General features: G+C 67.4%; 10 protein-coding genes. 7 read left to right on the top strand and 3 right to left on the bottom strand.

Going from position 1 to position 11,436, the window contains the following annotated elements:
- Window positions 1-17: 17 nt before the first annotated feature.
- Both ACFWPX_RS28480 and ACFWPX_RS28485 read right to left on the bottom strand, forming a co-directional pair.
- Window positions 18-1,310 carry an ABC transporter substrate-binding protein gene (locus ACFWPX_RS28480; protein ID WP_378930592.1) on the bottom strand — a complete coding sequence of 431 codons (1,293 nt, stop codon included), beginning with the start codon at window positions 1,308-1,310 and terminating at the stop codon, window positions 18-20.
- 37 nt (window positions 1,311-1,347) lie between these two features.
- Entirely contained in the window at window positions 1,348-2,571 is a 1,224-nt protein-coding gene (locus tag ACFWPX_RS28485; protein WP_378930594.1) for a cytochrome P450, read from the bottom strand.
- Window positions 2,572-2,939: 368 nt separating this feature from the next.
- Here ACFWPX_RS28485 and ACFWPX_RS28490 point away from each other — a divergent pair, with 368 nt between their 5' ends.
- From ACFWPX_RS28490 to ACFWPX_RS28510, 5 genes are all read left to right on the top strand, one after another.
- Entirely contained in the window at window positions 2,940-3,878 is a 939-nt protein-coding gene (locus ACFWPX_RS28490; protein ID WP_378914639.1) for a LysR family transcriptional regulator, read from the top strand.
- Between the two features lie 69 nt (window positions 3,879-3,947).
- Entirely contained in the window at window positions 3,948-4,469 is a 522-nt protein-coding gene (locus ACFWPX_RS28495) for a DUF4442 domain-containing protein (protein WP_378930596.1), read from the top strand.
- The gene (locus ACFWPX_RS28500) at window positions 4,469-5,347 is read left to right on the top strand and encodes an alpha/beta fold hydrolase (RefSeq protein WP_378930598.1); all 879 of its coding nucleotides are present in this window, start codon (window positions 4,469-4,471) and stop codon (window positions 5,345-5,347) included. The genes ACFWPX_RS28495 and ACFWPX_RS28500 overlap by 1 nt, the downstream gene beginning before the upstream one ends.
- Window positions 5,348-5,490: 143 nt before the next feature.
- A complete protein-coding gene (locus ACFWPX_RS28505) occupies window positions 5,491-7,071 on the top strand; it encodes a PfaD family polyunsaturated fatty acid/polyketide biosynthesis protein (RefSeq protein WP_378930600.1) in 1,581 nt (526 codons plus the stop codon).
- On the top strand, window positions 7,068-8,888 hold the full coding sequence (locus ACFWPX_RS28510) for an AMP-dependent synthetase/ligase (RefSeq protein WP_378930602.1): 1,821 nt from the start codon (window positions 7,068-7,070) through the stop codon (window positions 8,886-8,888). The genes ACFWPX_RS28505 and ACFWPX_RS28510 overlap by 4 nt, the downstream gene beginning before the upstream one ends.
- Here ACFWPX_RS28510 and ACFWPX_RS28515 read toward each other — a convergent pair.
- Complete coding sequence (locus ACFWPX_RS28515) at window positions 8,876-9,415, bottom strand: PaaI family thioesterase (RefSeq protein ID WP_378914628.1); 540 nt, start codon at window positions 9,413-9,415, stop codon at window positions 8,876-8,878. The genes ACFWPX_RS28510 and ACFWPX_RS28515 overlap by 13 nt on opposite strands.
- A gap of 214 nt (window positions 9,416-9,629) precedes the next feature.
- Here ACFWPX_RS28515 and ACFWPX_RS28520 point away from each other — a divergent pair, with 214 nt between their 5' ends.
- Together ACFWPX_RS28520 and ACFWPX_RS28525 are read left to right on the top strand one after the other, a co-directional pair.
- Window positions 9,630-10,832, top strand: a complete 1,203-nt coding sequence (locus ACFWPX_RS28520; protein ID WP_378930604.1) for an NAD(P)/FAD-dependent oxidoreductase — start codon at window positions 9,630-9,632, stop codon at window positions 10,830-10,832.
- Window positions 10,819-11,430, top strand: a complete 612-nt coding sequence (locus tag ACFWPX_RS28525) for a GDSL-type esterase/lipase family protein (RefSeq protein ID WP_378930606.1) — start codon at window positions 10,819-10,821, stop codon at window positions 11,428-11,430. Before ACFWPX_RS28520 ends, ACFWPX_RS28525 begins: the two co-directional genes overlap by 14 nt.
- The last annotated feature ends 6 nt before the right edge of the window (window positions 11,431-11,436 follow it).

Raw genomic sequence — 11,436 nt, forward strand, 5'->3', positions numbered from 1 at the left:
GCGGGTGGTGCGCGAACTCAGTTGAGTCCGCGGATCTTCGTGGCGGCGGCGCGCAGGGTCGCCGCCGGGTCGGCACCGCGCAGGACGATCGGTTCGACAGCCTCGTCCTGGAGGATGACGACGCCCTGGTTGGACTGCTTGCCGGGGAAAGCGGTGTAGGGAGCCAGGTCGGCCATCTGCTTGACGGCCGAGCCGAGACGCGGGTCGGCCGAGGACTCGGCCGCGGTCCGCAGCGGCAGGTAGCCCATCTGCGACGCGATGAGCTTGAAGCTCTCGTCATTGGTCATGAACTGCACGAACTTCCACGCCGCCTTCGCCCTCGCGTCGTCCTTGGCCACGACCGTCAGGCCGGAGCCGGAGAAGGTGGGGCGGGCGGGCAGGTTGTCGAAGGCGGGCAGCGGCGCCACCTGCAGGGCGAACTTGCCCTTGGCCGCCGCGTCGAGGGTCAGCAGACCGCCACCGGTGGTGACCAGCATGCCGAGCTTGCCCGAGTTGAAAGCGCTTTGCGCGGAGGCGAAGTCGACGGCGGGCTGGACACCGGACTTGGTCAGATCCTGGATCGTGGACAGCGCGGTGATCACCGGGGCCGAGTCGACGGTGATCTCACCGCTGCTCGATACCAGCGCGCCACCGGCACTGTTGACCAGGGACTGGGTCAGGTAGTCGGACTTGCCGGGGTCGGCCGCCGAGACGTACACGCCCTGCGCCTCGGTCTTGTCCTTGATCGCCTGCGCGGCCTGCTTGAGCTGGGCCATCGTCTTGGGCGGCTGGGCCGGGTCGAGCCCGGCGGCGGTGAACAGGTCGGCGTTGTAGAAGACCACCGGGGTGGCCATCATGAACGGCATCGCGACCGGCTTCTTGGCGCCGGCGACCGGGGTCGCCTTCAGCACCGACGGCACGAAGCCCGCCATGTGCTTGTTCCACGCGTCGGACCCGGCGACCTCTTCGAGTGAGCGCAGCGGCAGGGTCTGCGAGGCCTGCGCGACCTTGCTCCAACCGATCTGCGCGACGTCGGGCGGGTTGCCCGCGACCACTTCGCTCTGCAGTTTGGTGAGCGCGTCGGCTGTCGGGACCGACTGCGGTTTCACCGTGATCTTCGGGTTGGCCGTCTGGAAGTCGTTGATCAACTTCTCGATGCCCTTGCCCAGCGGGTTGGCCTGTCCATAGGTGTAGGACAGGAAGGTGATGGTCACCGGGTCATCGGCCGCGACCGGGGCCGAGCTGTTCTGGCCGCAGGCTGCGAGCAGCGTGGTGACCGCGACGAGCACGATCCCCCATCCGGCCTTACGGCCGTGGTGGTGCGAGTTCATAACAGGCTTTCTGTGGAGGGGGTGGTCGAATCGGAGGTCAACGGAGTCGGACTCCGCCGTGCGTGACGGTCATGGCCTGGATGCCACGCAAGTTCACATTGGGTCGGTACTGCAGCGAACCCGGGACGAGCACCGGGTCGATCACGCGCGCGGCGAAGGCGGACAGCGCCGCGGCGCCCTCGGCCCGGCCCAGCGCCGCGGCGAGGCAGAAGTGCGCCCCGGCGGAGAAGGCGAGGTGGTCGGCCGCGCCGCGGGCGACATCGAAACGGTCCGCGTCGGGGTAGTGCTCGGGATCGCGGTTGGCCGAGGCGAGCAGCACCAGCATCGCGGTGCCCGGGCTGATCGCGGTGCCGCTCACCTCCATGTCGCGGGTGGCGATGCGCATGACGAACTGGATCGGCGCGTCGTAGCGCAGCGCCTCGTCGGCGGCGCTGATCCCCAGTTCGGGTTCGGCGGCGAGGATTTCGCGCTGGTCCGGGTTCTGCAGCAGCGCGAGCACACCGTTGGCGATGAGGTTGGCGGTGGTCTCGTGCCCGGCGACCATCAGCAGCACGCAGGTGGCGAGCAGTTCGCCCTCGCTGAGCACCTCGCCTTCCTCCTCGACCTCGATCAGCCGCGAGAGCAGGTCGTCGCCGAGGTTGCCGCGCCTGCGGGCGATCAGGTTGACCAGGTAGTTCATCAGCTCGTTGCGCGCGCCCTCGGCGTCGTCGAGATCGTCGTTGTGGACGACGAGGTTGAAGTCCAGGACGCGGCCGAGCCGGCGGGCGGCGGGTTCGAAGTCGCCGAACTCCTCGACGGGGATGCCGAGCAGGGCGCACATGATCCGCACCGGCAGGGGCAGCGCGAATTCGGAAATCACGTCGAATTCGCTCTTACTCGCGATGTTCTCGATGAGTTCGTCCACGATCGAGTGGATCTGCGGCTGCGACGCCCGAATCACCCTGGGGGTGAAGGCTTTCGAGACGAGCCGGCGAATTCGGGTGTGCGCGGGCGGGTCGAGGAACAACAGGGATTCCGGGCGTTCCGGGTGATCCTTGCCCAGCCGGGACAGCTTGGGGTCGTTGCGAACCGACGGGTCGCGCAGAACCTGCTGGCAATCGGCGTAGTTCGCGATGATGACGAGGTCGCCGCCCTTGGTGACCAACGGGGACTTCGTGCGCAGGGCGCGGTGGACGGGATAGGGATCGGGTCGGGTGTCGGGAGCGAACAATTCGGCCAGTGTCGACTCGGCGTCGTGCTGGCTGGCAACCGTGGTCGTCATTTTCTGGGCTCCTTCGAAATCGGCGTCGAATTTCTTCGCCTGCACCACACAAAAGTCTTCCACTACGACGTCGTGTGCGACAACGTAGAACGCATTATTGATCAATTGCGGTACGAAATGGATCGCCCTGTCAAGGCGTTGGATCATCGGTTTTTCCGGAGTCAGCGATTCGATTACCGAATCGACCGTGTCGACGGTGCGGGCGGTGGCGGACACCGCGAGGCGAGAAAGACACGCCGTTGGGGTGGCAGGAATTCGGTCGCTGCTCATCTGAGCTTCACGGGCGCGTTCCCCGATGACGTGCGGTGCGGCTATACAAGGTGCATATCTCGGACGAGTCACGTACCTGATCACGCGAGGCGCCCACTATGGAGACACGGCATATCGAGGCATTTCTTGCCATCGCTGACGAACTGCACTTCGGGCGGGCGGCCGCGAGGCTCCACCTCACGCAGCCGTCACTGAGTCAGCAACTCAAGCGCCTGGAACGCCATCTCGGCGTCGAACTGGTGTCGCGGACGTCGCGGGTGGTGCAGTTGACCCCCGCGGGTGAAGCGTTCCGGTCCGACGCGCGGCGGATTCTCGGGGAGGTGAACTCGGCGACCAACACCGTCCGCGACATCGCGGCCGGGCGCATGGGCAAGATCAACATCGGGTTCAACGGCCGGGCCGGGCAGCTCATCATGCCCAGGTCACTGGCACAATTGCACGCGAACTATCCCAATATCACCACCAAACTCAGCTCGGGCCGCTCCGGGCCGCAGCTCACCGCGCTCACGCGCGGCGAACTCGATGTGGGGCTGCTCTACGGTGGCGCGTCCAACGGCGGGACGGTGCTGTCGCGGTGTCTGCTGCAGATGCGCATCGGCGCGCTGGTCGGGCAGGGGCATCGGTGGGCCGACCGGTCGTCGATCTCGATCCGCGAACTGGCCGAGACGCCGTGCGTGCTGTTCAACCGCGAGGTGAGCCCGGCGATGTACGACGCCATCATGGCCGCGGGCGAGCGGGCGGGCGCGTTCCCGAAGGTCGCCGAGTACATGAACGACTCGGTGGCCACCGAAATCACCGTCGCGGCCCGCCGGTATGTGGGGTTCGCGTCGTTCATCAGCATGGACGAGCCGCGGCCGATGGGATTGAAGGTGGTTCCACTCGTCGATCCGGAACCGGTGGTGGAATTACAGGTCGCCTGGCGCGTCGACAGTCCCAACGAAGTGGTGCAGGTATTCCTGGACAGCCTCGATTCGACGAAGAATTTCCTGCAATCCACTATCCGCGGCAAGGTCTACGGAGAACCATTGGCGAGTTGATTGCCATTCGGTCGATTGACATCGGTAATGGAAAACCGAATCGGCGGATGCGGATGGTGCAATTAATTCATGGCACCTGAACTGAAAACCTCAGCCACCCTCGGTTCGGTATTCGAGGCGATCGATCCGGATAACCCCGACTTCTTGCACTTGCAGCGAATTGTGAGCAAGTTGGTCCCTTTCGGCACCCACGCGGGTACCGAAATCACCGAAGTCGGTCCGCACCGCGCGATCGTGGAGATTCCCGACGAGCCCTACATCCTCAACCACCTGCGTACCGTGCACGCGGGTGCGCAGTTCCTGGCCGCCGATATCGCCGGCGCGTGCGCCTTCGTCGGCGCGCTGGCGTCACGGTTGTCCGCCATCGACACGTTGGTGCTGCGCGACGCGCGGCTGTCGTTCCGCAAGCCCGCCATCGGCCGGATCCGGGCGATCGGGGTCATCGACCCGAGCGACGTCGCGACGGTGCTGGCGGCCAAGGGCGGCCAGCGGCTGGACGTGGACGCGCGGGCGCTGATGTACGACGCGGCGGGTGTGCTGGTCGGCAAGGTCGCGCTCGACTACGTCTGCACCCTGGCCGCGGAGGCGTGATGAGCGAGCAACGCACCGAGATCGCCGGGCTGGAATCGACCACCGTCGCCACTCCCGACGGCGCCGCGCTGGCGGTACGCCTGCTGCCGCAAGCGGATCCGGCCGCACCGGTCGTGCTGATCCTGCCCGCGATGGCCATCAAGGCGAAGTACTACCTGCCGCTGGTCACGGCCTTGCACGCGGCCGGACTCACGGCCGCGGTCCTCGATCTGCGCGCGCAGGGCGAGAGCAAGCCCGCACTGGGGGAGGGCCCCGGGTTCGGCTATCGCGAGCTGATCGAGGTCGACCTGCCCGCCGTCGCGGACGCGCTGGGCGACCGGTTCCCGCAGGCACCGCTGCACCTGTTCGGGCACAGCCTCGGTGGACAGCTCGCGCTGCTGTTCGCGGCTGCCGAACCGGATCGGGTCGCGAGCATCACCACGATCGGCACCGGCTCGGTGTACTGGTGGTCGTTCGAACTGCGCAGGCGCCTCGAGGTGCTGGCGCGCGGGCTGTCGGTGGGTGCGGTCACCCGGCTGCGCGGCCGGTGGACCGGCGGTGGCGGCATCGGGCCGATGACCGCGGGCGTCATGCTCGATTGGGCCCGGCACCTGCGGACCGGCAGCTACCGGCCCAGCGGCAGCACCCGCGATTACGACCGTCTGCTGCGCGAATTCACGCTGCCGGTGCTGCTCATCTCGCTCGACGGCGACCCGCTCGGCCCCGAGTCGACGGTGCGTTTCCTGAGCAACCGGATGCGCGCGGCCGAGCAGCACCGCTGGCACATCGACCGGACCTCGGGCATGACCCATATCGGCCATGCGTCGTGGGTGAAGGACAGCGAAGTCCTCGCGCCGACCGTCGCGGCCTGGATCGCCGAAGGCCGACCGCCCCGCTGACGAGCGGACCGGCCGCCTCGCCGCACGAAGGCCGACCGCGGCGACGGCGGTCGTCGTTCGCGGCGACGACCGTCGGTGGCACCTCTCGACGGTGACCTCCCGACAGTGACCTCTGCCCTCGGGCTCTCAGAAGGATTGGCACAGTGACGATTTCCCTTGCACCCTCGGCACTCGCCAGGGACGACAATTCCATCTACCGTGCGCTGTCGGAATTGGACAAGCCGGTCTTCGTGGTACGTGACGATCGCGGTGTCGCGGTGACCACTGACGCCGGTGCCGCCCGCGGGGCGCAAGTGCTGGCCGCCGCGCCGGCGCTGCGGCCGGAAGCGCTGGGCAACAACGAGTTCCGGCAGACCCATGGGGTGAGCTACGCCTACCACGCCGGCGCGATGGCCAACGGGATCGCCTCGGCCTCGATGGTGGTCGCGATGGCACGGGCGGGCATGCTCGCCTCGTTCGGTGCCGCCGGCGTGCTGCCTGCCCGGATCGATGAGGCCCTGGCCACCATCGGCCGCGAAGCACCGGGAAAACCCTTCGCCTGCAACCTGATCCACAGCCCCAGTGAAACCGCGCTGGAGCGGGCGATCGTCGACGCGTGTCTGCGGCACGAGGTGCGCTGTGTCGAGGCGTCGGCGTTCCTCGACCTGACCCCGCAGGTGGTGCGCTACCGGCTGGCCGGCTTGCACCGTGACCCGAACGGTCAGGTGGTCGCCCGAAACCGGGTGATCGCCAAGGTGTCTCGCGCCGAGGTCGCCGAACTGTTCCTGCGACCGGCACCGGAGCATCTGGTGCGCGGACTGCTCGAGGCGGGGGAGATCACCGCCGAGCAGGCCGAGCTGGCGGGATCGATCCCGATGGCCGACGACATCACCGGTGAGGCGGATTCCGGTGGCCACACCGACCGTCGTCCGCTGGTGGTGCTGCTGCCCTCGCTGCTGGCGGTGCGCGAGCGGATCCAGCGCGAATACGGTTACGCCCAGCGGGTCCGGGTCGGCGCGGCCGGTGGTATCGGTACCCCGGCGGCCGCCGCGGCGGCCTTCGGGATGGGTGCCTCCTATGTGGTCACCGGATCGGTCAACCAGGCCACTGTCGAAGCGGCGCAATCCGATACGGCGAAGCGGCTGCTGGCCTCGGCGGGCGTCGCCGACACCACCATGGCGCCCTCCTCGGACATGTTCGAACTCGGCGTGGATGTGCAGGTGCTGCAACGCGGCACGATGTTCGCGAGCCGGGCACGGCGCCTGTACGACACCTACCGGCGCTACGACGGCATCGAGGCGATCCCCGCCGCCGAGCGCGCCGAGATCGAGCAGCGGATCCTGGCCCGCTCGTTCGACGAGGTGTGGAACGACTGCCTCGGCTACTTCCGTGAGCGCGACCCCGAGCAGATCGCGCGCGCCGAGGGGAACCCGAAACGCCGGATGGCACTGATCTTCCGGTGGTATCTGGGCCGGTCGTCCGGCTGGAGCACGGCCGCGACGCCCGAGCGCACCCTCGACTATCAGATCTGGTGCGGGCCCGCGATGGGCGCGTTCAACGACTGGGTCGCCGGAACCTACCTGGCCGCACCGGCGCACCGCCACGTCGCCGAGGTCGGGCTCCAGATCATGCGCGGTGCGGCCTTCGCCACCCGCGTGAGTCAGTTGCGCGCGGCGGGCGTACGGCTGCCGGGTAGCTGCTCGACCTACGTTCCGGCCCCGCTGACCGGCATCGAGTCGCGATGAGTAGCGCTGTGCAGGGAAACAGCGCCGTGCAAGAAGACAGTGCCGTGCAGGGGCCGCGGGTCGCGCAGGAATACAGTGTCGCGCCACTGGTCACCATGGCCGATGACGACAACTTGGCCAACGTGGTGTTCCGCAAGGCCGCGGCCGACCCGTCGGCCGTTGTGTTCAGCCGCAAAACGGCCGAGGGCTGGCTCGACGTCGACTACGACGAGTTCGCGCGGCTCGTCCTGGGGCTCGCGAAAGGTTTGTTGGCCAACGGGATCGGCGTCGGCGATCGGGTGCTGATCCTCGGCGGGACAAGTTTCGAATGGTCGGCGGCGGACTTCGCCGTGCTGAGCGTGGGCGCGCTGGCAGTACCGGTGTATCCCACGTCCTCGGCCGAGCAGATCCAGCACATCGTGGCCGATGCCCGCCCCAGCGCGTGTTTCGTGGAGACGACCGAACAGTGCGAGCTGATCGGTGCGGCCGCGGGGGAGGACCTGCGCGGCCGGGCCTGGCTGCTCGGCTCGTCGTTGCCGACGCTGATCGAGCAGGGCGAACCGATTACCGACGCCGAGGCAGGCGAGCGTCGGCTGGCGGTGCGCGCCGACGAGGTCGCGACGATCGTCTACACCAGCGGCACGACCGGCGTCCCCAAGGGCTGCCTGCTGACGCACCGCAATATCTTCGCCGCCGCGGCCAACGTGGTCGAGCTCCTCGACACCGTGTTCCGCCGCACCCCCACCGATCCCGCGTCGACACTGCTGTTCCTCCCGCTCGCGCACGTGTACGGGCGGGTCGTGCAGTTCGGCTGTGTATTGGCCGGGGTCCGAACGGGATTGGTCGCCACTCCCGCGCAACTGCCCGCCGAGCTGCCGATCTTTCGGCCGACATTCCTGATCGGCGTCCCGTACGTCTTGGAGAAGATCCGCAAGGCAGCGCGTCAGGCGCTCGGCAGTGCTCGGTACGACGCCGCGGAGGCGGCGGCGATCGCTGTCGGTCATGCGCGCAGGCGCGGTCAACAGCCTCCGGCGAGCGCGGTGATCGACGCGGAGATCGGCAAGCAGTGGCGCGGCATGCTCGGCGGACGACTCGAGCACATGGTCGCGGGCGGCGCCTCGCTGGAACCGTCGACGGCGGACTTCTTCACCGGGATCGGTGTGGAGATCATCGGCGCGTACGGCCTGACCGAGGCCTCGTCGACGGTCAGCATGAGTGCGCCGCACGCGAATCGGGCAGGGGCGGTCGGCAGGCCGGTGCCGGGCACGACCATCGCGATCGCCGACGACGGCGAGATCCTGGTCCGTGGCCCGCAGGTCTTCCCCGGGTACTGGCCCGATGGCGGGCACCCGGCCGAGAACTGGCTGGCCACCGGTGATCTCGGCCGGCTCGACGAGGACGGATTCCTGTTCATCACGGGTCGGCGCAAGGAGATCATCGTCACCAGCGGTGGCAAGAACGTGGCGCCCGCGCCGCTCGAGGACCGGGTTCGCCTGCACGCCTTGGTCAGCAACTGCATGCTCGTCGGTGAAGGCCGACCGTATGTGACCGCCCTGATCACCGTCGATCCGGTGGTGCTGGCCCGCTGGGCCGCGGAGCGGGGAGTCGATCTGTCCGGTGGTGTCCCGACCGAAGACGACCGGTTGCTCGCGGAGATCTCCGCCGGGGTCGAGGCGGCGAACCGGCTCGTCTCCCGTGCGGAGTCGATTCGCCGGTTCGCCGTTCTCGCGGAGGACTTCTCGATGGAGAAGGGTCAGCTGACGGCGTCGTTGCGGCTGCGCCGCGCGGCGATCGAAGCCGACTTCGCCGCCGTCATCGCCGAGCTCTACCCCGGCTGACCCGCGGCCAGCCAGCAGAAGTACTCGAGATCCACCTTCGCGAGCAAGGCACCACTGTCGTCGTGCAGCAGGGCCTTTCCGGTGATATCGAACTGCTCCTCGGTCCTGCGCCCGACCACGTCGGCCAGGATCGGGGAGCTCACCGTCCCACTGGCGCGGATCCGGCCGCGGGCAGGCCGGAAGAAGGTGGCCTTGGTGCTGCGCAGCACGAACGTTCGCACATGCAGGATGCGCGGGGCGATGATGCCGGAAAACGCGCCGGCACAGGCTACTTCGGCGGCGAGGAACAACGCGCCCGCATGCACTGTGCCGAGGTGATTGCTCATCTGCGGCGCCTCGGGGATCTCGGCCACCGCCGAGCCGGGGCCGAGCTCGGTCATGCGCACCCCCACCAGATTCACGAACGGCACGAGCGTGTCGACGGTCTTGCGGATCTGTTCGTAGTCCGGCGTCGCGGCACCGGTCATATTCGTCAGCCGAGCCTGCGCTGCGGCGATTCCGGGGGCTGGTTCATTTCCAGTTGGCATGCCCCAATTAGCCCATATCCAACCGTTTTGCGTGATGAACGGAAGTTGAATTCAATTATTCATCCGAGCTGCCGGATCGCTAATACTCGACGCCATTGTTCGGGAACACCTATTCATGTAATCCGATTGGAAATCGGTACGCGAATCGTGCGGTTCGACTCCGTAAAATCGCTACCGGGGCCATAAGCGTTTCATTTACTGAGGAGTCACCCTGATGTATGACGCGATTGTTGTCGGCGCGCGGTGCGCCGGTTCACCGGTCGGCATGTTGCTGGCGAGGCAGGGGCATCGGGTCCTGGTGGTGGACCGTGCCACCTTCCCCAGCGACACCATCTCGACGCACTACATTCAGCAGCGCGGAGTGGCGCGCCTGCGGGAGTGGGGTCTGCTCGACAAGCTGATCGCCACCGGCGTGCCGCCGATCAAGCACATGACGGTGTCCTACCGTGACATCGTCATCGCGGGCTTCGCCGATCCCATCAAGGGGATCGACGCCACCTACGCGCCGCGGCGCACCGAACTCGACGCGATCCTGGTCGAGGGCGCCGAGGCGGCCGGCGCCGAGGTTCGCACCGGCTACACCGTCAGCGAGCTGATCATCGAGGACGGCGCGGTCGTCGGTATCCGCGGTTCGGTGGCCGGTGGCGAGATCGCCGAAGAGCGGGCCCGCATCGTGATCGGCGCGGACGGCACCAACTCGTTCGTCGCCAATGCCGTTGGCGCCGAGACGTATACGAAGGTCGCGGCCGAGTGCTTCGTCTACTACACCTACTACAGCGGCCTGTCGCAGCCTTCGTTCCACAGCCGCATCGGCGACAAGCAGCAGATCGGCATCTGGCCGACCCACAACGACCAGACCCTGGTCGCGGTCATGCGCAAGATCGAGACGTACCCGGACTTCCGCGCCGACGTCGAGGCCAACTTCGTGAAGGTCGCCCGCGAGATCCTGCCCGAGTTCGCCGAGGAACTGGTTACCAAGGGCAAGCGTGAGGACCGTTTCTACCCGATGCGGTATCCGGACAACTACCGCCGTCAGTCGCACGGCGAAGGCTGGGCACTGGTCGGGGACGCGGGCTACCACAAGGACCCGTTCACCGGGCTCGGGATCTCCGACGCGTTCGACTACGCGGCACTGCTCGCGGAGCGGGTGCACGAAGGTCTGACCGACCAGCGCCCCATGGCCGAGGCGCTCGCCGATTACCAGCGCGAGCGTGACGAGAAATCGCAGTCGAGTTTCGAATTCACCTGCACGATTTCCACGCTCGAACTGACCCCGCAATTGCTGGCTGTCTTCCGCGCGCTGGAAAGCAACGAAGAATATACCAAGGACTTCTACGCGATGGTCGGCGGCGGAATGACCGGCGAGGAATTCTTCGCGCCGGAACGTATCGCGAAATTGCTCGGTGCAAACGCATGAGCTGATGGTGCTCGGTGACAGTTTCGCGGAGGGGCGCGGCGGTTCGGTCAATGCCGACGGCTCCTTCGCGGGATTTGTCACCCGCGTCGAGCACCTGCTCGGAATCTCCGGTGCGACACTGAACCTCGGTTCCTACGGGGCCACCACCCAAGATGTCATCGATCGGCAGCTGCCGGTCGCTCTCGCCGCCGATGCTCCGCTGATCGGCGTGATCGTCGGCGGAAACGACCTGGTCACCGACTACGACCGGGATCGGTTCCGCCGCAACCTGCGTCAGATCTATGCCGGGCTGGCGCGCCCGGATCGGCTGGTGTTCACCACGAACTGGCCGAATATTCCGGACCGCCTGCCCGGCCTGCCCGAATCCTTGCGCACGGTCTTGCGGTCGCGATTCGCGCAAGCCAACGACTATCTCGACGACCTCGTCCACGAGTTCGATCTCGTGCGACTCGATTTGGTGAACGCACCCATCACCGCGGACCCGGTCATGTGGTCCCCGGACGGCATGCATCCGAGTCCGGCGGGCCATCAGCTCATCGGCACGGCGATGGCCGACCTCATCGACGAGGTCCGGACTGTGCGAGTTTCGCAACTCTGAGTAGAA

The organism is Nocardia sp. NPDC058518 (assembly GCF_042719655.1).
Classification (GTDB): domain Bacteria; phylum Actinomycetota; class Actinomycetes; order Mycobacteriales; family Mycobacteriaceae; genus Nocardia.